The 23732-nt window shown below is 73.1% G+C and carries 24 protein-coding genes and 1 pseudogene; 12 read left to right on the forward strand and 13 right to left on the reverse strand.

Annotated features, from left to right (window positions below):
• The 4 genes from EF903_RS09850 to EF903_RS09865 form a co-directional block, all read right to left on the reverse strand.
• Positions 1–330 (reverse strand): acyl carrier protein (locus EF903_RS09850; protein WP_185902597.1); only part of this gene is annotated, 330 nt, incomplete at its 3' end.
• Positions 327–1019, reverse strand: a complete 693-nt coding sequence (locus EF903_RS09855) for a ScbR family autoregulator-binding transcription factor (RefSeq protein WP_185902598.1) — start codon at positions 1017–1019, stop codon at positions 327–329. The genes EF903_RS09850 and EF903_RS09855, both read right to left, overlap by 4 nt.
• Positions 1020–1161: 142 nt before the next feature.
• Positions 1162–2043, reverse strand: a complete 882-nt coding sequence (locus tag EF903_RS09860) for an AfsR/SARP family transcriptional regulator (RefSeq protein WP_125542813.1) — start codon at positions 2041–2043, stop codon at positions 1162–1164.
• A 232-nt stretch (positions 2044–2275) separates the two neighbouring features.
• Positions 2276–2899: a ScbR family autoregulator-binding transcription factor gene (locus EF903_RS09865; protein ID WP_125542814.1), complete on the reverse strand. Its 624-nt coding sequence runs from the start codon at positions 2897–2899 to the stop codon at positions 2276–2278.
• Between the two features lie 465 nt (positions 2900–3364).
• Here EF903_RS09865 and EF903_RS09870 point away from each other — a divergent pair, with 465 nt between their 5' ends.
• Positions 3365–4366 carry a ScbA/BarX family gamma-butyrolactone biosynthesis protein gene (locus EF903_RS09870; protein WP_125542815.1) on the forward strand — a complete coding sequence of 334 codons (1002 nt, stop codon included), beginning with the start codon at positions 3365–3367 and terminating at the stop codon, positions 4364–4366.
• A 118-nt stretch (positions 4367–4484) separates the two neighbouring features.
• Here EF903_RS09870 and EF903_RS09875 read toward each other — a convergent pair whose 3' ends face one another.
• On the reverse strand, positions 4485–5330 hold the full coding sequence (locus tag EF903_RS09875; protein ID WP_125542816.1) for an NAD(P)H-binding protein: 846 nt from the start codon (positions 5328–5330) through the stop codon (positions 4485–4487).
• Between the two features lie 137 nt (positions 5331–5467).
• Between EF903_RS09875 and EF903_RS09880 the strand changes: the two genes are divergently transcribed.
• The 4 genes from EF903_RS09880 to EF903_RS09895 all read left to right on the forward strand — a co-directional run bounded on the left by EF903_RS09880 (position 5468) and on the right by EF903_RS09895 (position 9208).
• Entirely contained in the window at positions 5468–6145 is a 678-nt protein-coding gene (locus EF903_RS09880; RefSeq protein WP_125542817.1) for a ScbR family autoregulator-binding transcription factor, read from the forward strand.
• Positions 6146–6443: 298 nt separating this feature from the next.
• Complete coding sequence (locus EF903_RS09885) at positions 6444–6797, forward strand: hypothetical protein (RefSeq protein ID WP_125542818.1); 354 nt, start codon at positions 6444–6446, stop codon at positions 6795–6797.
• Between the two features lie 330 nt (positions 6798–7127).
• Positions 7128–7718 (forward strand): carbonic anhydrase, encoded by a 591-nt coding sequence (locus EF903_RS09890; protein WP_125542819.1) that lies wholly within the window; start codon positions 7128–7130, stop codon positions 7716–7718.
• The gene (locus EF903_RS09895; RefSeq protein WP_125542820.1) at positions 7715–9208 is read left to right on the forward strand and encodes a SulP family inorganic anion transporter; all 1494 of its coding nucleotides are present in this window, start codon (positions 7715–7717) and stop codon (positions 9206–9208) included. Before EF903_RS09890 ends, EF903_RS09895 begins: the two co-directional genes overlap by 4 nt.
• A gap of 152 nt (positions 9209–9360) precedes the next feature.
• Here the strand turns inward: EF903_RS09895 and EF903_RS09900 are convergent, their stop codons facing one another.
• Positions 9361–10893, reverse strand: coding sequence for an FAD-dependent monooxygenase (locus EF903_RS09900; RefSeq protein WP_125542821.1), 1533 nt, complete (start codon positions 10891–10893; stop codon positions 9361–9363).
• A 185-nt stretch (positions 10894–11078) separates the two neighbouring features.
• Between EF903_RS09900 and EF903_RS09905 the strand changes: the two genes are divergently transcribed.
• Positions 11079–11369, forward strand: coding sequence for a hypothetical protein (locus tag EF903_RS09905; protein ID WP_125542822.1), 291 nt, complete (start codon positions 11079–11081; stop codon positions 11367–11369).
• A 134-nt stretch (positions 11370–11503) separates the two neighbouring features.
• Here EF903_RS09905 and EF903_RS09910 read toward each other — a convergent pair whose 3' ends face one another.
• Entirely contained in the window at positions 11504–12859 is a 1356-nt protein-coding gene (locus EF903_RS09910) for an AMP-binding protein (protein WP_185902599.1), read from the reverse strand.
• A 207-nt stretch (positions 12860–13066) separates the two neighbouring features.
• Between EF903_RS09910 and EF903_RS09915 the strand changes: the two genes are divergently transcribed.
• Both EF903_RS09915 and EF903_RS09920 read left to right on the forward strand, forming a co-directional pair.
• On the forward strand, positions 13067–13564 hold the full coding sequence (locus tag EF903_RS09915; protein ID WP_125542824.1) for a GNAT family N-acetyltransferase: 498 nt from the start codon (positions 13067–13069) through the stop codon (positions 13562–13564).
• Positions 13561–14205, forward strand: a complete 645-nt coding sequence (locus EF903_RS09920; protein ID WP_125542825.1) for a LysE family translocator — start codon at positions 13561–13563, stop codon at positions 14203–14205. The genes EF903_RS09915 and EF903_RS09920 overlap by 4 nt, the downstream gene beginning before the upstream one ends.
• Positions 14206–14586: 381 nt before the next feature.
• Here the strand turns inward: EF903_RS09920 and EF903_RS09925 are convergent, their stop codons facing one another.
• The 3 genes from EF903_RS09925 to EF903_RS09935 form a co-directional block, all read right to left on the reverse strand.
• Positions 14587–15555, reverse strand: a complete 969-nt coding sequence (locus EF903_RS09925) for an AraC family transcriptional regulator (RefSeq protein ID WP_125542826.1) — start codon at positions 15553–15555, stop codon at positions 14587–14589.
• A gap of 10 nt (positions 15556–15565) precedes the next feature.
• Positions 15566–16405, reverse strand: a complete 840-nt coding sequence (locus tag EF903_RS09930) for an NAD(P)H-binding protein (RefSeq protein ID WP_221888724.1) — start codon at positions 16403–16405, stop codon at positions 15566–15568.
• Positions 16406–16472: 67 nt separating this feature from the next.
• Positions 16473–16871 carry an SgcJ/EcaC family oxidoreductase gene (locus tag EF903_RS09935; protein ID WP_125542828.1) on the reverse strand — a complete coding sequence of 133 codons (399 nt, stop codon included), beginning with the start codon at positions 16869–16871 and terminating at the stop codon, positions 16473–16475.
• 59 nt (positions 16872–16930) lie between these two features.
• Here EF903_RS09935 and EF903_RS09940 point away from each other — a divergent pair, with 59 nt between their 5' ends.
• From EF903_RS09940 to EF903_RS09955, 4 genes are all read left to right on the forward strand, one after another.
• Positions 16931–17476, forward strand: coding sequence for a flavoprotein (locus EF903_RS09940; protein WP_125542829.1), 546 nt, complete (start codon positions 16931–16933; stop codon positions 17474–17476).
• Positions 17477–17872: 396 nt separating this feature from the next.
• The gene (locus tag EF903_RS09945; protein ID WP_260615040.1) at positions 17873–18547 is read left to right on the forward strand and encodes a ScbR family autoregulator-binding transcription factor; all 675 of its coding nucleotides are present in this window, start codon (positions 17873–17875) and stop codon (positions 18545–18547) included.
• Positions 18548–18783: 236 nt separating this feature from the next.
• The gene (locus tag EF903_RS09950; protein WP_125542830.1) at positions 18784–20019 is read left to right on the forward strand and encodes a ParA family protein; all 1236 of its coding nucleotides are present in this window, start codon (positions 18784–18786) and stop codon (positions 20017–20019) included.
• On the forward strand, positions 20016–21032 hold the full coding sequence (locus EF903_RS09955; RefSeq protein WP_125542831.1) for a ParB/RepB/Spo0J family partition protein: 1017 nt from the start codon (positions 20016–20018) through the stop codon (positions 21030–21032). The genes EF903_RS09950 and EF903_RS09955 overlap by 4 nt, the downstream gene beginning before the upstream one ends.
• Positions 21033–21271: 239 nt before the next feature.
• Here the strand turns inward: EF903_RS09955 and EF903_RS09960 are convergent, their stop codons facing one another.
• The 3 genes and pseudogenes from EF903_RS09960 to EF903_RS09970 all read right to left on the reverse strand — a co-directional run.
• Positions 21272–21649, reverse strand: coding sequence for a DUF6009 family protein (locus EF903_RS09960; protein ID WP_114059230.1), 378 nt, complete (start codon positions 21647–21649; stop codon positions 21272–21274).
• A 181-nt stretch (positions 21650–21830) separates the two neighbouring features.
• Positions 21831–23435 (reverse strand): phage/plasmid primase, P4 family, encoded by a 1605-nt coding sequence (locus EF903_RS09965; RefSeq protein WP_185902600.1) that lies wholly within the window; start codon positions 23433–23435, stop codon positions 21831–21833.
• Positions 23432–23732, reverse strand: a pseudogene (locus EF903_RS09970) (DNA primase); the annotation flags it as partial. The gene EF903_RS09965 and the pseudogene EF903_RS09970, both read right to left, overlap by 4 nt.

Raw genomic sequence — 23732 nt, forward strand, 5'->3', positions numbered from 1 at the left:
GGGGGCGGCCGTCCGGTGCAGCTCCGCGGCCACCTGCGCGGCGAACGACTCCGGGGTGGGGTGTTCGTAGAGGTCGGTCGGCAGGATCGCCGTGCCGTGGCGGGCGTTGACGACCGCGACGAGTTCGACGGTCAGCAGGGAGTCCATGCCGAGGGACCAGAAGGTCTGCCGCGGGTCGATCCGGGCGGCGTCGATCCGCAGGACGTCGCCGAGGACGCCGAGGACGTCGGCCAGGACCTCGGCGGGCACGTCCGCGGTCGCTCCGGCCGCCGCGGCAGCGGGTGCGGGGGCGGATGCGGCCTCGGGGAGCGGGTGTTCACCGGTCGTCATCGGCGGCACTCCAGGGGTTCGGCGGTACCGGGGCGGCTCGGCGCCGTCGCGGACGCGGGCGGCCCGGCCGGCTCCTCCCCCGGCGGGCGGACGGCGTACGCGGCGGCGGTGCCGGGGACGAGGCCGGGCAGCAGCAGCTCCCACATGGCGGCGACCCTGCTGCGCAGTTCGTCGTTCGGCATGCCGGCGGCGGCGAGGGCCTCGATGCCGCAGGCGGCCGCGGCGACGAGCGACTCGGCGCTCTCCCAGCCGAGGCCCGGCCGCAGTTCGCCGGCGTCGCGGGCCTGCCGCAGCAGGGTGCGGACGGCGCCGAGCCACGCCCGGTGGAAGTCGGCGGTTCCGGCGGGCCGGCCGGTGCACTCCTTGGTGATGCGGAAGCTCGCCGGGACGGCGGGGTCGTCGTGCAGGGCGCGGGCCAGCCAGTGCGTGGTGGTGACCAGCGCCTGCAGCGGGGAGGCCCCGGCGGCGCGCAGCTCGCGCACGGTGTCGCCGAGCAGGGCTGCGCCGCGCTGCTGGACGGCTTCGGCGAGTTCGTCCTTGGAGCCGAAGTGGAAGTACAGGGCGCCCTTGGTGACGCCGGCGGTGCGGGCGATGTCGCCGAGCGTGGACTGCGCGTAGCCGTTGCGGTGGAACATCTCGGCGCCGGCCCGGACGAGCCGCCGGCGGGTGCGCTCCGACCTCTCCTGCACGGTTCCGCCTCCCCGGCCCGCGGTCCTGCCGCCGGCCCTGCCCGCGGCCCCGGCCCTGCCTGCGGTCCCGGCCGCGGTCCTGCCCGCGGTCCCGGCCGCGGCGCCCGTGGCCCCGGCTGTGGTCCTGCGCGCGCCGGCCATGTCAGCCGACGCGTACGAGCCGCTCGCTGGCCGCCTTGGCGGCGCTGTCGAGCTGGTTCTCCGGGGCCGCCATCAGGATGGAGCGCTGCAGTCTGCGCAGGGCCGCGGAGGGTTCGATGCCGAGCTCCCGCACGAGGGTGGCGCGCAGCCGCTGGTAGACGTCGAGGGCTTCGCCGCGGCGGCCGGAGCGGTGCAGGGCCAGCATGAACTGGCCGTGCAGGTTCTCGTGGGTGCGGTAGCGGCTGACGAGGACGGTGAGCTCGGCGAGCAGCTCGCGGTGCCGGCCGAGGCGCATGTCGGCCTCGATGCGCTGGTCGAGGGCGCAGAGCCGGGTCTCCTCCAGCCGCCGCGTCTCCATGTCGAGCTGGACGCCGCCCTGGACGTCGGCGAAGGCCGGGCCGGACCACAGGGACAGCGCCTCGCGGAGCAGCCGGGCCGCGCCGGGGAAGTCGTCCGCGTCCATGGCGCGGTATCCCATGCCGGCGAGGCGGTCGAACTCGCGGACGTCGCTGGTGCCGCCGCCGCTGTTGAGCAGGTAGCCGCCGGGCAGGGTGACGAGGACGTCCTTGGCGGTGCGCCGGCCGGCGGCCGCCGCGCCCTGCACGGGGTGCCCGTCCGCGCTGTCCTCGGCGGACCGGGCGGCGGCCTGGTCGAGGGCCGCGGCGATGAGGGCCCGCAGCTGGAGGACGTACGTCTGGAGGGTGGTGCGGGCGCTGCGCGGCGGGGTGCCCGCCCACAGCTCCTCGATGAGGGCCGAGACCGGGACGACCTGGTCGGCATGGAGCGCGAGCAGCGCCAGAACCTGTCGCGGCTTGGGGGCGGTCGGCGTAATGGAGACGCCCTGTTCCCGAACCGCCAGTGTGCCCAGTACTTCGATGTCCACGCCGTACTCCCCTGGTTCGTGGATGAGCCGCACTCAGTAAAAAACAGGTCCGACGGTTTGTCAATACAAAACCGACCGTGCTGTTTTGATGCCTGGTCACGCTTGAGGACCGCTCAACTTGCCTGTTCAGAACGCGAGTTCAGGCGGATGTACCCAGGTGGCAACCTTGTGGACCACACCCGCATCTCACCGGAATCATGCCGCGCCCCGCCTGAAACAGACCGGAGGGTCTCTACAGCGGGCAGGCTCCCGCGGCCTCGATCCCCTCGACGACCGCTTCCGGCACGAGCGCCGGAAGCAGTAGTCGCCAGAGCCCGGCGACCGCGGCGGCCGAGAGCCATTCCGTGTCGCGGACGCCGAGGACCTCCAGGCCCGTGGTGGCCGCGGCCACCGCGGCCGCCGCGTCCCGCACCGCCACCCCGGCGCGCAGTTCCCCCGCCGCCTCCGCGCCGCGTACGGCCTCCTCGACCCAGGCGCGCCAGTGCCCACGCAGGTCGTGCCGCGGCGGGCGGGAGGACTCGCCGGCCAGCTGGAAGCCGGCCCGCAGCACGGGATCGGTGCGCAGGGCGCCGGCGAGGCGGTGGGTCGTGTCGACGAGGTGCTGCACGCGGCTCCCGCCGGGCGGCGGGAGCGGCCCGCCGACCAGCTCCGCAAGGCGCGCGAGGGCGGCGGCCTCGACGGCGTCGGCCAGGACGGCCTTGCTCGCGAAGTGGAAGTGCAGGGCTCCGTTGCTCACTCCGGCCAGCGAGCTGATCGCGGCGAGCGAGGCGACCGAGTAGCCCTCTCTGCCGAAGACCTCGGCGGCGGACCGGATCAGGGTTCCACGCGTGCGGACGGCGCGCTCCTGCTTGGTCATCGACTGCTCCGTCAGTGCCGGGGGGTGCCGTGCTCGCCGAAGACGGACCGGAGTCGTGCTCGGAAGCCGAGGCGCACGGAAGGGGGCAGGCCAGCGGCCCCAACTGACGACGACTCTAACAAACCGCCCGAGCGGTTTTTACTGCACTGCGGCAGGCAACCCGCCACAAGGGCGCAGTTCGGACAGGCCCGGACTCCCGTCACCGCACTGTTCATTCGAGGTCCCCTCAAGGGCCACTCAGGGCCGACTCATCCCCCTCCCTCACCCCCACACCACAGCGACCAGCGGAAACGCCGGACGGTGCCCAACTCACGGGCGAGAAGCGGGCAACACGGAGTCAACGCCTCCGCCAATTTCGGCAACGCGCTCCGACAGCCACTAGAAATTAAACCGGTTGGTATGTAGTTTTCCCGGCCAAGGGCAACCCGTACCCGACTCGCTCTCAAACGGACCCAGGGGGGATCGATGTCTGCGAGCACGTTCCAGGTTGAGCGCACCACGTTCGACGGAGACACGAGGGCGGCCTTCGCGGCATTCGCCGCCCGACCCGGCAGCTCCTTCTCCACGCCGCTGACGACGACGGTCCCGAAGGAGCTGGTGCACCGCTCGGCCGTCGCCGAGGTGGTGCTCACCGACTGGGCCAGAGTGGACGACACGCACTTCGTGATGGCGGCCCAGTGGCCGCGCGGCCACAGCTTCTTCACCCCCGTCGCCGGCGGCCACCACGACCCGCTGATCGCCTGCGAGACCGTCCGCCAGATCGGAATCCTGCTGGGACACGCCGAGTTCGGCGTGCCGTTCGGCCACCACTTCGCCATCCGGGACATCTCCATCGACGTCGAGCCCCGGCACCTGCGGGTCGGCCTGGAACCCGCTGCACTGACGATCGACGTCACGTGCACCGAGGTCAACCGCCGCGGAACCGCTCTGTCAGGTCTGCGCTTCGAGGCGGTCCTGCGCCGGGACGGCCACGTCGTCGCCACCGGCGGCGGCTCCTTCTCCTGCATGGCGCCCGCCGTCTACCGCCGGATCCGCCGCGGCCACACCCTCGACGGCGACTGGTACCGGCTGCCGCTGATCAGCCCGGCGGCCCCGCAGAGCGTGGGCCGCATGTCGCCCATGGACGTGGTGCTCTCCCCCACCGGCGAGCAGGACCGCTGGCAGCTGCGCGTGGACACGAGCCACCCGGTGCTGTTCGAGCACGCGGTGGACCACGTGCCGGGCATGGTCCTGCTGGAGGCCGCCCGCCAGGCCACGGCCGCCGCGCTCGGCCGCTCCTCCTACCTGCCCCTCGGCCTGGCCAGCGAGTTCACCAAGTACGCGGAGCTGGACGCCCCCTGCATGATCGAGGCGGTACGCGCCCCGCACACCGGCCCCGACGGCGAGGAGACCGTGGTGGTGACGGCCCGCCAGGCGGGCGAGGCCGTCTTCACCTCCACGGTCAGGGCGAGCCGCCACGAGTCGTGACGGCCCGGCCGGCCCCCGGAGCGGCGGCGCCGCGCACGCCACCACCCCCGCGCCCGCCGCCACCTCCACCACCGCCGCCCCCGCGCCCGACCCCGCGCCCGCGCCCGCCGTCCGGGCGTCACCCGCCGGCGAAGGCCGCCAGGTGGTCGGACGCCCATCGGCGGAAGGAGCCTGCAGGCCGCCCCAGCAGGCGCGGAACCGTACCGTCCACCCCGGCTTTCGCCCCGGCCCGCTGCCGCTCCGCGCTCTCCAGCAGTGCCTCGACGACCTCCGCGGGGTGGCGTGCGGCGAGCGCGGCGCGCGCCCGCTGCGCGCCCAGCTCCTCGAACCGCAGCGGCCTCCCCAGCAGCCCGGCGAGCACGGCCGTCTGCCCGGCGGCGGTGAGCGCCTCGGGGCCGGTCAGCGTGTGCGCCCCGCCGGGCGGTATCCGCCCGGTGAGCGCCCGTGCGGCCACCTCGGCGACGTCCCGGGGGTCGACGCAGGAGTTGGGCGAGCGGCCGTGGAGGGCCCGTACGACCCCCTGTTCCCGGACGGACCCGGCCCAGGAGAGTGCGTTCGACATGAAGGAGCGGGGGCGCAGCAGGGTCCAGCCCGTCCCGCAGGTGCGCAGCAGTTCCTCGTTGCGCCGCTGCCAGCGGGTGACGGCGTCGTCGGCGAGGGGGTCCTCGACCGCGGCGGCGGAGAGCTTGACGACGTGCCGGACGCCGGCCGAGCGCGCGGCCCGAAGGAACCGGCCGTCGTCCTCCTCCACACGGTTGGTGACGAGGAAGACCGCGTCCGCGCCCGCCAGGGCGGCCGCCACGGAGTGCGGATCAGCGAAGTCGCCGCGGACCACCTCGGCGGCTGCGGGCGCTCCCACAATGCGTTCCGGCACCCGGGCCATCACGCGAACGCGCACGTCGGAGGGGATGAGGCGGAGCACTTCGCGGCCGATCGTGCCGCTGCCGCCGGTCACAAGGATCATGAGCGTCCCAACTTGACTGAAAGTTACACCTGTTAGTGGTGCGGGGTCCTCGGAGCCGTTACGCTTTGTAAAATACGAACTGGACGGTTTTTTCTGAGCCTTCATCGGTTCGCCTAACCCGAGGAGGTAGGTGTCACGTGGCTGAGCAGGTCCGTGCCATCCGCACACGCAAGACGATCCTCTCCGCAGCGGCCAAGATCTTCGAAGAGCGCGGTTACCAGGCGGCGACGATCTCCGAGATCCTCACCACCGCAGGGGTGACGAAGGGGGCACTGTACTTCCACTTCCAGTCGAAGGAAGACCTCGCGCAGGGAGTCCTCGCCGAACAGGACCAGCAGCTCTCCGTCCCGCCTCGCGCCTCCAAGATGCAGGAGATCGTGGACGTGGTGATGCTTCAGGCCCACCGCCTCCAGACCGACCCGATGGTGCGCGCCGGGGTCCGCCTGTCGATGGACCAGCTGGCCCAGGGCCTGGACCGCAGCGGTCCGTTCCTGCGGTGGGGCGAGGTCGGCCTGGAGCTGCTCCAGCGGGCACAGGCCCAGGGCGAGCTGCTGCCGCACGTCGTGCCGTCCGAGACGGCCGACGTCATCGTGGGGTCCTTCGCCGGCATCCAGTCGATGTCGCAGGCGATCTGCGAGTACCAGGACCTGGTCGGCCGGGTGTCGGCGCTGATGCGCCACGTCCTGCCGAGCGTGGTCATCCCGTCCGTGCTGGCCTCGCTGGACCTGTCCGAGCACCGGGGCGCCGCCGTGTACGCGGAGGCCCTGGAGAACCTCACCGCCGCCCGCGAGGCCACGCCCGCCGGCGCCGCCTGACGACCGGCGCCGGGCCCGGGGCACACCCCCGGCCCGGCCCGGCGGGCGGCGGTGCGCCGCCGCGGCAGGCGCGGCCGCTCCGCCGCCGCCTCCCAACTGCCGCTCCCGCCGGCGCTCTTCGCCGACGGCGGGCAGGAGCCACGACCCTTCGGGATCCGGCCACTCCCGAGGGGCTATGGTCACGTCCGGTTAACATTCCACTCAAGGTTGAGGTGCTAGCGTCACCGTCAGGGGGCGGCCACCGCACCCCCGGTCCGCCGTTGTGTGCACCGACTCTTGCCGTGGGAGGAGCCGAGCCGTGACACGATCCCGAACCGGCCGGTTCCTCTTGGCGGCACTGGCCGCCACCCTCTTGGCCCTGCTGTTGGCGCGCGGTGACGGGGCACCGGAAAGCCGCCCCCTGCCGGCGCTCGCCGTCGGCACGGAGAGTCCTCTGTGCGACGAGGCCGCGCCCGCGGCGAAGTCCGCCCCGAGCCACTGCCGCAACGCCGTCCGCTCCGGATCCTCCCGCGTGGACCGGCCCGGACGGAGCGGCGCCCGCCCCGCCGACAGCGACAGGCCGGCGACCGCCGCCGACACCTCCGGCCCGTGCGTGCCGGCCCTCGTTCCGGGGTCCAGACGCCTCGCGGCGATCCAGGCCTTCCGCTGCTGAACAGCGCCGCGCACCACACCACGACGCCCGCCACCGGCGGCTGACCCCACCCCGGTCCGCCCTGCCCTGCCGCGGCGCGCGCCGCCGTACGCCCGCACCCAGCCCGTGCAGCCCCCCACCCCTGGAACGCGTACGACCGCCCACCGCCCCGGGCTGCTTCCACACGCCTCTCGGCACGGCCCTCCGCCGCGCTCGGAAGGCACCCTACCTGCCACCCGTACCGACGTTTTTCGGACTCGTTCCATCCTCTAGCGCCCCTTGAGTCACTCCTTACTCACTTCACAGCACACGTCACACCGACGCGCCCTCAGACGCATCAGGAGGCATGACATGCAACACCTCATCGAGCACGCCCGCGCCTTCCCGGAGATCTCCGTACAGCCGGAGGAACTGAGCCGGCTCGCCTCCGGCCAGTCCCCGCACGCCCTGTTCATCACCTGCTCCGACTCCCGGGTGGTCCCGGCCCTGATCACCGGGGCCCGCCCGGGGGAGCTGTTCGAGCTGCGCACCGCCGGCAACATCGTCCCCCGGTACGACCAGCCCCACCCCGCCGGCGAATCCGCCACCATCGAGTACGCCATCGAGGTGTTAGAGGTCTCCGACATCATCGTGTGCGGGCACTCCCACTGCGGCGCCGTCGGCGCCATGGCCCGCGGGGACGACCTCACGGCCGTGCCCGCGGTCCGCGAATGGCTGGAGCAGGCCACCCCCCTCCCGGCCGGCGCGGGCACCGCGCCGCCCGACCTCTCCCGCCCGGTGCAGGCCCACGTCCTGGACCAGCTCGACCGGCTGCGCGCCTACCCGAGCGCCGCGGCGCGGCTCGCCGGCGGCCGGCTGCGGCTGCACGGCTGGTTCTACGAGGTCCACACCGGTTCCGTACTGGCCCACCGGCCGGACGCCGACGCCTTCCTCGCCCTGTGAGCGCGCACGACAAGACCGCCGGACGGCGGCTGCCCGACCCGTCGAACCTGGCCCGCGATTTCGGGGCCTCGGTCGTCGTCTTCCTCGTCGCCCTCCCGCTGTGCGTGGGCGTCGCCGTCGCCTCCGGGGTGCCCGCCGAGCTCGGCCTGGTGACCGGGATCGTCGGCGGGATCGTCGCCGGCGCCATGCGGGGCAGCAGCCTCCAGGTGTCGGGGCCGGCCGCGGGCCTGACCGTACTCGTCTTCGAAGCCGTCCAGGAGTTCGGGGTGGCCGCGCTCGGCGTGCTCGTCCTGTCGGCGGGCCTGCTCCAGATGCTGATGGCCGCGCTGCGGCTCGGCCGGTTCTTCCGCGCCATCTCCCTCGCGGTCGTCGAGGGCATGCTCGCCGGCATCGGGCTGGTGCTCATCGCGGGCCAGCTGTACACGATGGCCGGGGTCGCGGCGCCCGCCGGCGGGCTGGACAAGATCCTTCAGCTACCGGGCACCCTGGCCGGAGCCCTCGGATCCGCCGCCGCCTCGCCGGCCTCGCTCGCCGTCGGCGCCGGGACCATCGCCGTGCTGGTGCTGTGGAAGCGGCTCCCGAAGGCCGTGCAGACGGTGCCGGGGCCGCTCGCCGCGGTCGGGCTGGCCACGGCGGCCGTGTACCTGCTGGGGCTGCCGGTGGCGAAGGTCGAGGTACAGGGGCTGCTGGACTCCGTGAACCCGCCGGGTGCGGGCGACTTCGCGCAGCTCGCCGGCGTCGGAGCCGTCGGGACCGTCCTCGCGTTCGCCCTGATCGCCTCGGCGGAGAGCCTGTTCTGCGCCGCCGCCGTCGACCGGCTCCACGACGGGCCGCGCACCGAGTACGACAAGGAGCTCATGGCCCAGGGCGCCGGGAACACCGTGTGCGGGCTGCTGGGGGCCCTGCCGATGACCGCGGTCATCGTCCGCAGCGCCGCCAACGTGCAGGCGGGCGCCCGGACCAAGGCGTCCCGCGTGCTGCACGGCGTGTGGCTGCTGCTGTTCGCCGCGCTGCTGCCGGCCGCGCTCGGGGTCATCCCGGTGGCGGCGCTGGCGGGCGTCCTCGTCCACGCCGGCTGCAAGCTGATCCCCGTACGGGAGATCGGTGCGCTGTGGCGGGAGCACCGCGGGGAGGCCGTCGTCCTGGTGGCCACGGCCGCGGCGATCGTGGCGGTGGGCATGTTCGAGGGGGTGCTCGTCGGGCTCGCGCTGGCCGTGGCCAAGACGGCGTGGGAGACCTCGCACGTCCGGGTCGAGGTCGTCGACAAGGGCGCCGGCCCCATCCAGGCCCACCTGACGGGCAACGCCACCTTCCTGCGGCTGCCGAAGATCCTCGACACCCTGGAGTCGCTGCCGCACGACAGGCCCGTCGAACTGCACCTGGGCGGCCTGCGCCACCTCGACCACGCCTGCCGGACGGCGCTGGAGAACTGGGCCGAGCGGCACGCCTCGGAGGTGACGGAACCGGTCGGGGTGCCGTCCGCGGTCTGACCGGACGGCACGGACCCGGACCGGCCGCAAGGGAACCCGAGGGGGCCCGCCGCCCTCGCGCGGCGGGCCCCCTCGGCACGCCTCACGGAGGCTCTGCCTCCGGTTCCGTTTCGGATTCCGGTTCCGTACGGTGAGGCGGAGGTGGGGGCCGGTCAGGGCAGCGCGGCCGGCACGGGCGCGGCGAAGTGCTCGGACAGCGCCGCCTCCAGCCCCTCTCCGCCCGGCGCCCACGCCACGTACCCGTCGGGCCGCACGAGCAGCGCCTCGTACGGGACCTCGGGCACGGGGCGCGCGCGGACCACGCGCAGTACGCCCTCCCAGCCGCGGGCCGTCTCCCGGTGTACGCGGGCCCCGTCCCCGAAGAGCAGCAGCAGGGGCCGGCCCTCCTGGAGCAGCCCGATCACGTCGGTCTCCCCCTGCGGGGTGTGGAGCGCGACGTTCGGCAGGAACGTCCCGCCTCCGAAGGGCGTGCGCCCCGTGCAGCCGGGGAGGACCGTGTCCTGGGCGCTGATCATGTTCCGCAGGTGTCCGGCGTCGCGGTCGGCCGACAGCAGGGCGGCGAAGAGGGCCCGGAGGGCGTCGAGTTCGGGGCCGGGCCGCATCAGGGCCAGCTGGGCCCGGGTGTTGTCGAGGACCCGGCGGGCGGCGGGCCGGCGTTCGCGGTCGTAGCTGTCGAGGAGGCCGGGGCCCGCCTGGCCGTGGACGGCGAGGGCGAGCTTCCAGCCGAGGTTGAGGGCGTCCAGCACTCCGGTGCTCAGGCCCTGGCCGCCGATCGGGAAGTGCACGTGCGCTGCGTCCCCGGCGAGGAAGACGCGCCCCCTGCGGAACGTTCCGGCGAGGCGGGCGAAGTCGCTGAACCGGCCGAGCCAGCGCGGCTCGTCCATCCCTATGTGGCGGCCGGCGATCCGGGCGACCTCCCGCCGCAACTCGTCCAGGGTGGGCGGAAGGTGGCGCTCGCTGTGGGCGCCCGCGCAGTTGAGGGTGCGGATGTGCGTCTCGCCCGTGCGGGGATCGCTCTTGGCGACGATCCAGCCGTGCGGGGTGCGGTGCCAGCCGTCGGCGAGGGCTCCGTCGCGCAGCCGGACGGTGCCGGTCAGCGCGGAGACGGTCGCCGGGTGCGTCTCGGAGGCGATGCCCGCCTGCTCCCGGACGGTGCTGCGGGCGCCGTCCGCGCCGACCGCGTAGCGGGCGGTCAGGGTCAGGGGGCCGTGCGGCCCCTCGGCTCTGACGGTCACCGCTCCCCCGGCCCCGGCGACGCCGTCCGACTCCTGCTCCGACTCCTGCTCCTGCTCCTGGCGGATCTCCGCGACCCGGTGGCCGCGGAGGATCCGCGCGCCGGCCTTGCGCGCACGGGCCTCGAAGAGCCGCTCCAGCTCGGCCTGGGGCCATTTGAGGATGGGCTCCGGCTCGCCTTCCGGCGCCGTGATCACCAGGCCGGGCAGCCCGGCGAAATGGAACGGGCAGCCGCAGCCGTCGCCGCCCGCCGACAGCGGCACGTGCTCCGGGAGGTGCCCGCGCCGGGCCAGGCACTGCACGGCCCGGGCGTGGAGCGTCGTCGCCTTGGGCCGTTCGGACACCGCGTCCTGTGCCTCCAGCACCACGGTGTCGACCCCGTACCCGGCCAGTTCGGCCGCGAGGAGCAGCCCGACCGGCCCCCCGCCGATGATCACCACATGCGTCTGCATATCCGATACGCCCCCTGCTCGCCTTCGACTGAAGCCGTGCCCGATCGGTGTGCGGGCGCCCGCCGGCCGGCGTCCCCCTCACGACGCGGGAACCATACCGGATGGCCGGTTCTTTCGTAACGGCCTGAAGTAGGTGTAACTGCCTTGTAGCACAGGCGAGTTGCGGGGCCGTTTAGCATTCCGGCATGGAAAGCGAACTGCCGGACCACATGGAAGAACTGGTCGACCTCCAGTGGGCGTACGACGCGGCACACGACATCGTGAAGCGCCTCCAGGAGGAGCTCGCCGGCGTGGAGCAATGGACCGACGAGCAGCAGGTGGCCTGGCGGGACGCGTGGGAGGACTGGCGCGAGGTCGGAGAGCCCCTGGAGGACATGCTGGAGCACTACGCGGAGACCCTCGGGCTGGACGTGGACGAGCTCCGGGCGCAGGTCGAACGGGAGGCCGGCCACGACCCGCAGCCCGCCGGCACCTGAGGGACCGGGGCGCCGCCGGCGCCGCCGCGCCCGGTCCCTCCGCTTTCGGTCCCTGCACGGAACCGCAGGTCAAGCCCCTGCCGCCGCACCCTCAGCGACTGAAGCGACTCAAAATCCCGATAAGGGAACCGAAACTACTGCGGCGCGTTTCCGGCCTCGCCGGCGAGCAGCAGCTTCTTCTGCGGCTTGCCCATCGCGTTCCGCGGCAGCGCCGCAACGAAGCGGACCTCCCTCGGCCGCTTGTGCACGGACAGGTGGGCGGCGACGAAGTCGGTGAGTTCGGCGCCGGTCACCCCGTCGGCGACGACGAAGGCCACGATCCGCTGCCCCAGATCCGCGTCGGGCACCCCGACGACCGCCGCCTCCTGCACCCTCGGGTGGTCCAGCAGGGCGTTCTCGATCTCCCCGGCGCCGATCCGGTACCCGCCCGACTTGATCATGTCGATGGAGGCCCGCCCCACGATCCGGTGCACTCCGTCCGCGTCGACGGCGGCGATGTCGCCCGTACGGAACCACCCGTCCTCGGTGTACGCGGCCGCGGTGGCCTCCGGCCGCCCCAGGTACCCGGAGAACAGCGTCGGCCCGGTGACCTGGAGCTCCCCGATCTCCGCACCGGGCTCGGCGGCGATCCGGGTGCGGATGCCGGGCAGCGGCGTGCCGACCGTGCCGGGGCGCACCTCCCCGCCGGCCCGCCCGCTCACCGTGATCAGGGTCTCCGTCATCCCGTACCGCTCCACGGGCCGCAGTCCCGTCAGCCGCTCCAGGTCCCGGAAGACCGGCGCGGGCAGGGCCGCGCTCCCGGAGACCAACAGCCGCGCTCCGGACAGGGAGCCCGCGGCCTGCGCGTCCGCCGCGATCCGGGACCACACCGTCGGCACTCCGAAGTAGAGGCTGCCGCCCGCGCGCGCGTACGCCTCGGGGGTCGGCCTCCCGGTGTGCACGAGCCGGCTGCCGGTACGCAGCGCACCGAGGACGCCGAGCACCAGGCCGTGCACGTGGAACAGCGGCAGCCCGTGTACGAGGGTGTCGTCGGCGCTCCACTGCCAGGCTTCGGCGAGGGCGTCCAGGTCGGCGGCCACGGCGGCACGCGTGAGGACGACCCCCTTGGGCGCGCCGGTCGTCCCGGAGGTGTACAGCACGAGCGCGGGGTCCTCCGGCCCCCCGCCCCCACCGGTCGGGGCCGCGGCTGCCCTGCGCGCGAAGTCCACGTCCACGGTGACGGCCCCGGAGTCCCGCAGGATGTGCTCCCGCTCCGCCGGGCCGGCGTCGGGCGGCAGCGGAACGAACGGCACCCCCGCCAGCAGCCCGCCGACCGCCGCGGCCACCGTCTCCAGGGACGCCGTCGCGGTCACGGCGAACGCCGGCGCCCCGGCCACGTCGGCCGCGACCGCGCGCGCCGCGGCCAGCAGTTCCTCGTACGAGGCGGTCCGCCCGGCGACACCGACCGCGTCCGCGCGGTCCCCGTACGCCCCGTCCAGTGCGGTCAGCACGCCCAGCCTCCTGCCGGTCCGATGCCGGATGCCCTCACCCGGCGCTCCACGGTCAGGCTACGACCTCCCGGCCGGGCCCCCGACCGCACGCCGCACTCCCCCCGACCGCCAGCCCCCATCGCCGCCCAGCGCAGGCCCGACTGACTGCCCGTCGGACCACAGGATCCGTGCCCGGGCCGTCCACCCGGCGCGGATAGGCTGCGGCGCATGAGCACTGCCGCACATCTGCGTCTGGAACCCGTGACCGCCGCCAACTTCGACGCCGTCTGCGCCGTCCAGGTCCGCCCCGACCAGTCACACCTGGTCTCCCCCGTGGTCAAGTCCCTTGCCGAGGCGTACGTCCACGGACCGGCCGCCTGGCCGCGCGCCATCGTCGACGGCGAGAAGGTCGTCGGCTTCGTGATGGCGTTCCTGGACGTCGCGTGGAACCCGGAGAAGGATCCTGCGGACATCCGCTCCGGCATCTGGCGCCTGAACATATCCGCCGCCCACCAGGGCAAGGGGTACGGCCGCTTCGCGGTCGAGGCGGTCGCGGCGGAACTGACCCGCCGCGGCGCGACCCACGCGTACGTGACGTGGGAACCCGGCCCGGGCACCCCGGAGCCGTTCTACCTGAACCTCGGTTTCCACCTCACAGGCGAAACCTCAGGCGGCCAAGCGGTCGGCGTCCTCCCCCTCAGCCCTGCCACAGGAGCCGACCAGTGATCAGTCTCGCCGCAGTCGGGGGAGTCGCCCTGGTCGAACTGGGCATGGCCCTCACCCCCGGACCGAACATGATCCACCTCGCCTCGCGCGCGATCACCCAAGGCCGCAGGGCGGGGCTGGTCAGTCTGAGCGGCACCGCCGTGGGGTTCCTGTGCTACCTGCTGGCCGCGGCCGCCGGGCTGTCCGCCCTGTTCGCCGCAGTCCCGCCGGCGTTCACGGTGGTCAAGCTCGCCGGAGCCGCCTACCTGGCCTACCTGGCGTGGGACATGCTCAAGCCCGGCGGCCGCTCGCCCTTCGCGCCGTCCGACGACCTGCCTCCCCTCTCCGACGCCCGCCTCTTTTCCATGGGGCTCCTGACGAACCTGCTCAACCCCAAGATCGCCCTCATGTACGCCGCGCTCCTCCCCCAGTTCATGGACCCGCAGGCGGGCCCGGCCTGGGCACAGCTGCTGCAGCTGGGTGCGGTGCAGATCATCGTGGGGCTCGCGGTGAACGCTCTGATCATGCTGGGCGCGGCACGCGTCTCGGGATTCCTGGCCGCCCGGCCCCGCCTCATGGCGGCCCAGCGCTACACGGCAGGCGGCCTGCTCGGCATCTTCGCCCTGCGCACGGCCTTCACCCGCACCCCCGTCGCAGCCTGACCCGCGCCGTCCACCACCGTCCCGCCCCAAACGATCATTAACGCCGTTAACGCCCCTTCCCCGAGGAGCGGCAGGCCTCGACCATTAACGGCGTTAACGCTCGGAGCACCGCCGGCTCTGCCACCCCGCACCGCGGCCACCATTAACGCCGTTAACACCCCTCCGGTCTCTCTGCACCGCACACCCTCAACCGTTAACGGCGTTAACGCCCCGCCTCTCCCGGGCCCACGACCGGCAGCCGGCTGCCCCGGCCGTTAACGCCGTTAACGCCCCGCAGCGGCGGGACTCCCCCGCGCCCGGCGCCCCCGCGCACCCTCCGGCGTTAACGGCGTTAACGCCCCGGCCCCGCGGTCCGGCGAGGGTGGGCGGTCATTAACGGCGTTAACGCTCCCCCGGGCCGAGCTCTGTGGCAGGGGGCTGGGTGCGGAACTGCCGGGGGCTGAGGCCGCGGACTCGTTTGAAGGCAGTCGACAGGGCGAACGCCGAGCCGTACCCCACCCGTCGGGCCACGGTCGCCACGGTGGCGTCCGGTTCGCGGAGGAGGTCTGCGGCCAGGGCCAGCCGCAGCCCCGTCAGGTAGGCGATCGGCGGCTCCCCCACGACCTCCGCGAACCGTCGCGCCAGTGCTGCCCGGGACACCCCGGCCTTCCGTGCGAGTCCCGCGACCGTCCAGCCGTGGGCCGGGTTTTCGTGCAGGAGCCGTACCGCTCGTCCGACGACCGGGTCGGACTGGGCGCGGTACCAGCCGGGCGCCCCCGACCCCGGATCGGCGAGCCAGGCACGCAGCACGCCGATGAGCAGCAGGTCGAGCAGTCGGTCGAGGACGAGTTCCTGGCCCGGCTCGTCGCGGGAGATCTCGCGGGCGAGGAGCCCGATCAGCGTGGCGTCGACCTCTGCCGCCGGCCGTACGAGGACGGTCGGCAGGGCTCCCAGCAGTCGCCGCCCGATCTCGCTCGGCTCGGTGTAGGTGCCGCTGAGCATGACGGCCGACCCGGTTTCCCGCACCGTGGTGCCCCAGGTCCGGACCCCGAGGTCCAGCGTCCCGTTGGCGTCGGTGCCGTCCGGAAGGCTGCAGTTCTGCTCGGCGTCCACGGTGATCTGCACCGGTGTCCCCGGTTCGTCCGCCAGCGTGTACGGGTCGGGTCCGCGTACGACGGCGACGTCCCCGGGCGCGATCCGGACGGGCCGGCCGCCGTCCGGGAGGAGCCAGCCCTCTCCGCGGACCATCGTCATGACCGTCAGCGGCGCCCGGTCCTCGATGCGGACCGCCCAGGGCGGATCGAAGACGGCCTTCAGCAGGACGGCACCCCGCGCCTTGGGCCCTTCGAGCAGCCCGCTCAACATGTCCATGCCGCCCCGCTCACACGTCCCAGACTCCGGTGGCCGCCGCCTCGCGCACGTAGGCGGAGAAGTCCCGCGGCGGCCTGCCGAGTACGTCCTCGATGCCGTGCACGAGGTGGGCGTTGCGCCCGTCCAGCAGCAGCCCGAACAGGTCGGCGAAGTCCTCCGGCTGTCCCTGCTCCCGGAGGACCGCCCGGAAGTCCGCATCGGTGACGGGCACGTACGTGATCTGCCGCCCGGTCGCCTTCGACAGCTCGGCCGCCACATCGCCGAAGGACAGCAGCCGTGGTCCGGACAGCTCGTAGGTGCGGCCGATGTGCCGGTCGTCTTCCAGCGCCGCCACGACGACGTCGGCGATGTCGTCGGCGTCGACGAACCCCTCGACGGCGTCCGCGGTCGGCAGGGCGAACTCCCCCGCGCGCACGGAGTCCAGGAAGAAGTCCTCGTCGAAGTTCTGGTTGAACCAGCTGGCCCGGACGACCGTCCAGTCGGCTCCTGCGGCCTTCACCGCCTCCTCGGCTCGTTGTGCGGCCTGTTCCCCGCGCCCCGAGAGCAGCACCAGCCGGCGCACCCCGGCGGCGACGGCCGCCTCCGCGAACGCACCGACCTGCTCGGCCGCCCCCGGGAATGACAGGTCGGGGTGGTACGTCACGTACACCCGGTCGACCCCGTCGAGGGCGGCCGCCCAGCCGGCCGGCTCGTGCCAGTCGAAGGCGGGCCGGCCGCTCCGCGACCCGACCCGCACCGGACGGCCCTTGTCCCGAAGTCTGGCGACGACGCGCCGCCCGGTCTTGCCGCGTCCCCCGATGACGAGGGTCGTACCGGTCCCGGTCTGCGTCTGCGTGGCTGTCTGTGTCATGGGCCCAGTCAAGCCTGACGCCCCGAGACGGAACATGGCCGAGAGGCTCGCGCGCATACGCGTGCGTCTACGCGACGCGAACCTGCGTGTTCTGGCAGGCGGTCAGCAGCCAGCGCCCGTCGTCGCCTCGCGTCATCACGTACAGCGGCGCGCCTTCGCTTTCCGGGCGTCCCTCCGCGTCGGTGTACAGCTGGCGCACTTTCACGGCGGCGACGTCCGGCCGCAGGAACCGGGTGTGCACCACCTCGTAGGTCACCTCGCCGTCCCAGCTCGCGCCGGGCAGCACGGACCGGGTGAAGTCGGCAATCGCATCGAATCCGATGAGGACCTTGCCGTGTGCGGTCGTCCATATGGCGTCGGGGTGGAAGAGGGCGAGGAAGCCCTCCGCGTCCTTGGCCCGCTGGGTGCGCTGCACGTCGGCGACGACCTGCTCGATGGCCTTCAGGGCCGTGTCTTCTTCGTTCATGGCTCCGATCCTGCGCCCTCAACTGTGGTCGAGGTCAAGGGATGTGATCACATGTCGCTATGACCAGCACGAAAACGCTCTATCTGCTCTGCTCCGCCGCACCGCCCGTGTTCGACGTGGCCCACGTGATCGAGGACGCCCAGTCCCGCGGGTGGGACGTCTGCCTGGGACTCACCCCGACGGCCGCGCACTGGCTCTCCGGCAGCACCGACGGGCTGGCCGCCCTCACCGGGCATCCGGTGCGCTGGCAGTACAAGCTTCCCGGCGAGCCCGATGTCTGGCCGGCGGCCGACGCGGTGCTCTTCGCCCCGGCGACCTTCAACTCCGTGAACGCGTGGGCGCTGGGCCTGACCGACCGCTTCGCGATCGGCGTCGCCGCCGAGGCGGTCGGCAAGGGCACTCCGGTCGTCACCATGCCGTGTACGAATGCCGCCTTGGCCGCGCACCCTCAGTTCGAGCCGTCGCTGGCGACCCTGCGCACTGGTGGCGTGACGGTCCTCTTCGGCGAGAACGGCTTCGTCCCGGGCCCCGCGGGCCAGGACACCCCGCCGCACTTCCCCTGGCAGACGGCGCTGAACGCCTTGGACGCTCCGCCCGCTGTGTAGCCCGCACCGCGGCGCACGCCGCACAGGCGCTTTCGGGTCGGGCGTTAACGCCGTTAACGCCCTGCGGCCGGGTGCCGGAGCGAGGGCGTTAACGGCGTTAACGCCCGACCGGCCCGCCCGCCCCCGGCGACCCCCACTGGGGGAGGGGCGTTAACGCCGTTAACGCCCGGCCCGCCCGACAGCCGACTCCGGCCGCCCGACGGGGGAGGGGCGTTAACGCCGTTAACGCCTCGACGCCGTCAACGCCCCTCCGTACGCTCAAAAAAGTACCTGTCGACTGGTATTTTTTAGCGTCCTCCCACTACATTGGCTCCCGGTGCAGGCCACGTCCCGGGCCCGTACGAGAACCGCCGCAGCGGCGCAGCCGCTGGGCTGAGAGCGGCAGGAGTGGCGTACGTGGCAAGGGCCCGGCAGGAACGTGCCGAGATCACCCGGCAGGCGATCCTCGACGGTGCCGCGAAGGCCTTCGACCACAGCGGCTTCGGAGGGACCAGCCTCAGCGACGTCGTCCGCCACGCCGGAGTGACCAAGGGTGCCCTGTACTTCCACTTCCGCTCCAAGGAAGCCCTCGCCCGTACGCTGATGGACGAGCAGTTCCAGGTCTCCGCGGACGTCCCGGCCATAGAGGACCCGGGCCTCCAGACGGTCATCGACCTGTCGCACCAGATGGCGCACGGGCTGCGCACGAACGTCCGCATCCGCGCCGGCATCCGGCTCGTCATCGAGTTCGGCTCCTTCACGAACCCCGACCCGGCGCCCTACGACGCGTGGATCGAGACGGTCCGCCTGTGCCTGGTGCCGGCCCGGGAGCGCGGGGACCTCCTGCCGTCGCTGGACGTGAACGACCTCGCGACGTGCCTCGTCGGCTCGTTCACCGGCATCCAGGTCACCTCGCACGTCCGAACAGGCCGGGAGGACCTCCACCACCGGGTCACCGACCTGTGGACGTTCCTGCTCCCCGGGATCGTCCCCGGGGACCGCATACAGCTCTTCGCGGCCGCCGGCTCGCCGGGCCTGCGAGCCGAACTCGGGCTCCTCTCCGCGGATTCGCCCGCGGTCGGGGTCGCCTGACCCCGTCGGCAGGGCCCGGCCGGCCCGCCCGAACGTGCCGCCCAGGGCGGCCCCGCACACGCCGTGGTGAACCACGGGGGTGCTCGCTACGGCGTGTGCGAGGCCGCCCTGTCGGCTTTCCGGACCCTCCGTCACGGGCGCCCGTACCCCCGCCCATCCGCACCTCGACCCAATTCGTTAGCAAAACCCAAGCGCGCCGCCCACACATACCGCAGAACGTTAGTAAAGTCCCTCTCATGACTTCTCCCACCCCGAGCGACCGAGAGAAGGTCGTCTCCAAGCTGCCGCCCTGGCTCCGCCAGGAACTGAAGATCCGCACGGCCCAACTCCGGGTCGACATCCAGGACGCCGTCCACCAGGGCATCGCACAGTGGAGCGCGCTCGCGTCCGCACCGTCCTCCGTGGACACCTCCGGCGCCGAGTCCTTCTCCACCTGGCTGCCCGCCGGCCAGTGGGAGTCGTTCCGCGCCGATGCCAGGGACCGCGGCGTCTCCCTCATCCAGGGCTTGGCCCAAGCGGTCAGCCTCTGGCTGGAGATGAACCCGGCACCGACGGTGCAGCGCCCCTCGGTCGTCCGCCGCATCGTCGTGTGCAACCAGAAGGGCGGCGTCGGCAAGACAGCGATCACCGCCGGCACCGGTGAGGCTCTCGCCGAGGACCCCGACTCCCTGCACCCGGTGCGCGTCGCCCGCCAGTTCGCGGCCCCGCCGGCCGCCGGGTCCGGCAGCTCGCTGGACCTGGAGGACCTGCCGGGCCTCGGGATGCGCGTCCTGCTCGTCGACTTCGACCCGCAGGGCCACCTCACCAAGCAGCTGGGCCAGCAGCCGCTGCCCATCGGCGGCGACAGCCTCACCTGCCACATGGCGGGGGAGGCCAAGGGCCCCCTCGCCGACCTGGTCGTCCCCATCCCGGACGAGCGCTTCGGCGACCGCCTGCACCTGCTGCCCGCGTGCACGGACGCCTTCCTCCTCGACGTCCGCCTCTCCACGGTCCGCGCCCGCGAGGCCTCCCTGGAACGGGCGCTGACCCCGCTGGAGTCGGACTACGACGTCGTCATCATCGACTGCCCGCCGAGCCTCGGCCTCAGCATGGACGCCGCCATCTACTACGGGCGCCGCCGCGAGAACGAGCAGCCTGGCGCCTCGGGCGCGCTGATCGTCGTCCAGGCGGAGGACTCGTCGGCCGACGCCTACGACCTCCTCACCTCCCAGATCAACGACCTGCGGGACGACCTCAGCCTCGACATCGACTACCTCGGGCTGGTCGTCAACCTGTACGACGGCCGCCGCGGCTTCATCGCGACGTCCTCGCTCCAGGCGTGGATGGACATAAAGGATCCCCGTGTCGTCGCGGTCGTTCCGGACCTGAAGGAACAGCGCGAGGCCGTCCGTGTGAAGCAGCCCCTCTTCGTCTACGCGCCGAAGGGCGACCAGGCGGTCGCGATGCGCGCCCTCGCCAGGGAGATCTCATGAGCAAGGCCGACAAGCTCGGGGTTTCGGCGTCCTTCGCCCGGGCCCAGCCGGTGGGCGTCAGCCCCCGCCGCGCCGCCATCGCGGAGGCGACGGGGGCCCCGACCTCCGGGGTCCAGCCGCCGTCGGAGGTGCCGATCGAGGCCCTCGCGCACAACCCGTTCAACCTCCGCGAGGACCTGACCGAGCTGGACGAGCTGGCCCAGTCCCTGCTCTCGCGCGGCCAGCTCCAGCCCCTCGCGGTCGCCACGCGCATGGCGTTCATGGAGGCGCACCCGGGGCAGACCGACGGCCTGGGCCGGGCCCCGTACGTGGTGATCGACGGCAACCGGCGCCTGGCGGCGGCCCAGCTGGCGGGCCTGAAGTCGATGCACATCCACGTGAACGACTCCCTCGCCTCCTCGGCCGCGGACATCCTCGAGTCGGCGCTCATCGCGAACGTCCACCGGGTCGACGTGGCACCCATGGACCAGGCGCGGGCCCTCCAGGAGCTCGTGGACGTCCACGGCTCCCAGGCCCAGGTGGCCAAGCGGCTCGGGAAGACGCCGGCGTGGGTGTCGCAGCGGCTGGCGCTGCTGAACCTGACGCCGGAGCTCCAGGAGAAGGTGGACACGGGGGAGCTGAAGGTCGAGCCGGCCCGCCGCATCGGCCGGCTGCCGCAGGAGCAGCAGGAGGCGGCGGCCGCAGAGGCCGCGGCGGTCACCCCGCGCCAGCGCACCCACACCCCGCCGCCCGCGACGCAGGCTTCGGCCCCGGCACCGGCCCCGGCACCGGCCCCCGCCGACCCGGTGGCGGCTGCCCCCGCGGCCCGTCCTGCCCAAGCCGCCCCCACGGGCGTGCCCGCCGGCACGGCAGCGGGCACGGTGCAGGCGTTCGGCCAGGGACCGTCGCCGACCGGCCACCCGCGCATCATGATCGCGACGGATTCTCCGGAGACGATCGCGGACGCCCTGACGGCGCACCTCACACCGGACGACCTGAAGGCCGTCACGGAGCTGCTCATCACCCGCATCTGAGGCGGTGCGGCGGCCGCCGGCGTTAACGCCGTTAACGGCGTTAACGCCTCATCGGCGCCGCCGCCGACAGCGGGGGAGGGACCGGGGAAGGGACCCAAGGGACTGAAGGGACTGAAATCCGCCATCGGCTTCAGTCGCTTTTCAGCCACCGCTTCAGCTGTCGCGGCGCCCGCCGCGTCAAGGACAACGACCTGAAACGCACCTGAAAGGGACCGGAACGAGACTCTCGGCAGACCGGTTCAGGCGACGGTCGGCGCGGACAGCCCGCGCTGCGACCGCGCGGTCTTCCTGCCGACCTGCCGCGGCTCGATCGTCCGCGGGTCGACGGCTTCGCCCGGCGCGCCCTCCCGGTACAGGCCGTCGGGCTCGGCGTCCCGGTCGTGCGGCAGCAGGTAGAAGACGCGCCGCTTCTGCAGGCCGCTGTCCGGGTCCGCCTCCGCGGTGTCGCCGAGCTCGGTGAAGCCGATCATGCGGCCGTCGCGGTGGTAGCGCGGCTTCCCGCGCCGGCGGGGCGTCTTGTCCAGGGCCTGGCGTACGTAATCGAGCTGTTCGGGGTCCTCCAGCCACACCACTTTGTCCTCGTGGGCGAGATCGCTTGCCGTCAGTAGCGAGCTCATGGCCTGGGTCCTTCCTCGTTCACGTCGGCCCTTCCGGGCCCCTTGTTCGTCCACGCCGCGGGCGGCGCCGAAACCGATATGCGGCAGTGCGCTGCGGGCCGCCGCCGCCCGGTGGGTCTGTTCATCTTCCTTGTCCATCGTAGGCGTGCCCGCCCCGGGGAGGCTGCACACGTCCGGCCGGTCACCTGGAACCTGCCCTGTTCGCCTCACGGGGTGGCTGTTCCTCGTCGGTGAGGAGGGCCAGACCGGGGTAGAACTTCTGGCCGTTCGAGCGGAGCATCTCGCTCGGTGACGCGACGCCGACCTCGGCCCGGATGCGTGTGGCGAATGCGCGGGTCGTGGCGGGGCGCAGTCCCTCGCCGTCGAGGCACCATGCACTGTACGCCCGGTAGAGGGCCCCCTGCTCCACTTTCAGATCACGGGGTTCGGCCAGGTCCGCGCCGGTGGTGCAGCATTCCGCGAGGAATCGACCGATGTGGTCCTCGGTCGTCGCGTAGGCCTGGGTGGCCGTGCGGACGACGCTGGGGCCGGTCAGGGCCGGCTTCGTCGCGAGGTAGGCCTTCGCGCCCTGGATCATCCAGTTGAGGATGCCGGGGCCCTCCTCGGTCACCAGGATGTCCGCCAGGTTGTCGATCTTCCGGTGGTCGGGCACGACCCGCTCGAAGGGGATGAGCCGGATGCGCCGCCAGAAGGCGTGTCCGCCGGTGCCGACCTCGGGGCGGTGGTTGCCGAGCAGCCACAGCTTGTGCGTGGGCTCGAAGCTGAAGAAGTCCTGCCGCATCCGGCGTGCCTTGAGCCGGTCGCCGCCGGTGAGGAGCTTGACGCGTGCTTCGTCGAACTTGTCGTGCGGCTTGAGCTCGCTGCAGACGAACAGGCGGCGCCCGTGCAGTTCCGTCAACTCGGTGGAGTGCTCGTTGAACTTGCCGCGCTCCATCAGGAAGCCGGGCGGGGCGACGTCCGCGTAGTCGCCGAGGATCTTGATGACGACGTCGAGGAGCGCGGACTTGCCGTTCGCGCCGACGCCGTAGAGGAAGGGCAGGACCTGGCCGCCGACGTCGCCGGTGACGGAGTAGCCGAGCAGCAGGTGCAAGAAGTTGATCATCTCCTTGCCCTTGTCGTCGTCCCCGAAGGTCTGGTGGAGGAAGTCGTGGAACCGGGGCGTCGGCATGGCCTCGGGGGCCAGGTAGGTGGCGCGGGAGTGCAGGTCGCGGGTGGGGTCGGGCTTGCGCAGGTCGCCGGTGCGCAGGTCCACGACGCCGGCGGGGGTGCACAGCGCGTACTTGTCGCCGTCCAGGGTGTCGGGGTCGAGGGCGAGTTCGGGGGAGGCCTTGGCCTGGGTGAGCATGGCCTTGACGCCGGAGGTGGACATGGCGCGCTTGCGGTGCTGGGCCAGCTCGCGGTCGGTGAAGACGCCCCGCGGGTCGTGGGTGGGCAGCTCCTCGGCCATCTCGCCGGCGGCCCAGATGGCGGCCTTCTCCCCGCCGGTCCGCTTCCAGCGGTACTCGTCCCACACGTACCAGCCCAGTCCCTCCACGTGCCGGAACCGGTGGTGGTGGAGGTGGGCGAACAGTTTGGCGTTGCCGCGGTCGGTGAGGTTGCGCAGCAGGCCGCCCGCGATGAAGTCGTTGAGGGGGCCCGGCGGCTGGGCGCCGCCCTGCTGGGCGGGCAGGCGGCGGCCGGTCGCGGCTGCCGCGGCCGGTGCGGCCGGTGCGGGGTCCGGAGTGAACGCAGCGAGCTGTTCCGCCGCGGCCTGGGCGTTGAACCCGGTGCTTTCGGCGCTGCTCATGGGCATTCCTTGGGGTGGATGGGTCGGTCGCTTCCGGCGCGCAGCCCTGCTTCGACGATGAGGCGGTTCCGGCGCTGCTGGTGTGGTCGTGCGTGGTCGGCGGCTTCGAGGAGCAGGAGGCGGCCCTCTCCGTGGTCGAGGTGGCCCGCGGCGGCGAGCCCTCCGGCGGTGAACGCGGCCCGGTTGAGCTTCTCGCTGAAGGCCGTGCCGGCGGGGGCTGTTCCGCAGGCGCGTACGTCGTCGAGGAGGGGGCCGAGGAGGCGACGGCCGGCCTTGCCGGGGGGTGCGGGCCGTGAG

Source organism: Streptomyces sp. WAC05292 (genome assembly GCF_003949955.1).
Classification (GTDB): domain Bacteria; phylum Actinomycetota; class Actinomycetes; order Streptomycetales; family Streptomycetaceae; genus Streptomyces; species Streptomyces globosus.

Bases quoted from the DNA above. Each gene is read 5' to 3' on its own strand.
- EF903_RS09865 (WP_125542814.1), bottom strand. From the start codon at position 2,899: ATGACCAAGCAGGAGCGCGCCGTCCGCACGCGTGGAACCCTGATCCGG.
- EF903_RS09870 (WP_125542815.1), top strand. From the start codon at position 3,365: ATGTCTGCGAGCACGTTCCAGGTTGAGCGCACCACGTTCGACGGAGAC.
- EF903_RS09875 (WP_125542816.1), bottom strand. From the start codon at position 5,330: ATGATCCTTGTGACCGGCGGCAGCGGCACGATCGGCCGCGAAGTGCTC.
- EF903_RS09890 (WP_125542819.1), top strand. From the start codon at position 7,128: ATGCAACACCTCATCGAGCACGCCCGCGCCTTCCCGGAGATCTCCGTA.
- EF903_RS09900 (WP_125542821.1), bottom strand. From the start codon at position 10,893: ATGCAGACGCATGTGGTGATCATCGGCGGGGGGCCGGTCGGGCTGCTC.
- EF903_RS09905 (WP_125542822.1), top strand. From the start codon at position 11,079: ATGGAAAGCGAACTGCCGGACCACATGGAAGAACTGGTCGACCTCCAG.
- EF903_RS09915 (WP_125542824.1), top strand. From the start codon at position 13,067: ATGAGCACTGCCGCACATCTGCGTCTGGAACCCGTGACCGCCGCCAAC.
- EF903_RS09925 (WP_125542826.1), bottom strand. From the start codon at position 15,555: ATGGACATGTTGAGCGGGCTGCTCGAAGGGCCCAAGGCGCGGGGTGCC.
- EF903_RS09930 (WP_221888724.1), bottom strand. From the start codon at position 16,405: ATGACACAGACAGCCACGCAGACGCAGACCGGGACCGGTACGACCCTC.
- EF903_RS09935 (WP_125542828.1), bottom strand. From the start codon at position 16,871: ATGAACGAAGAAGACACGGCCCTGAAGGCCATCGAGCAGGTCGTCGCC.
- EF903_RS09940 (WP_125542829.1), top strand. From the start codon at position 16,931: ATGACCAGCACGAAAACGCTCTATCTGCTCTGCTCCGCCGCACCGCCC.
- EF903_RS09950 (WP_125542830.1), top strand. From the start codon at position 18,784: ATGACTTCTCCCACCCCGAGCGACCGAGAGAAGGTCGTCTCCAAGCTG.
- EF903_RS09955 (WP_125542831.1), top strand. From the start codon at position 20,016: ATGAGCAAGGCCGACAAGCTCGGGGTTTCGGCGTCCTTCGCCCGGGCC.
- EF903_RS09960 (WP_114059230.1), bottom strand. From the start codon at position 21,649: ATGAGCTCGCTACTGACGGCAAGCGATCTCGCCCACGAGGACAAAGTG.
- EF903_RS09965 (WP_185902600.1), bottom strand. From the start codon at position 23,435: ATGAGCAGCGCCGAAAGCACCGGGTTCAACGCCCAGGCCGCGGCGGAA.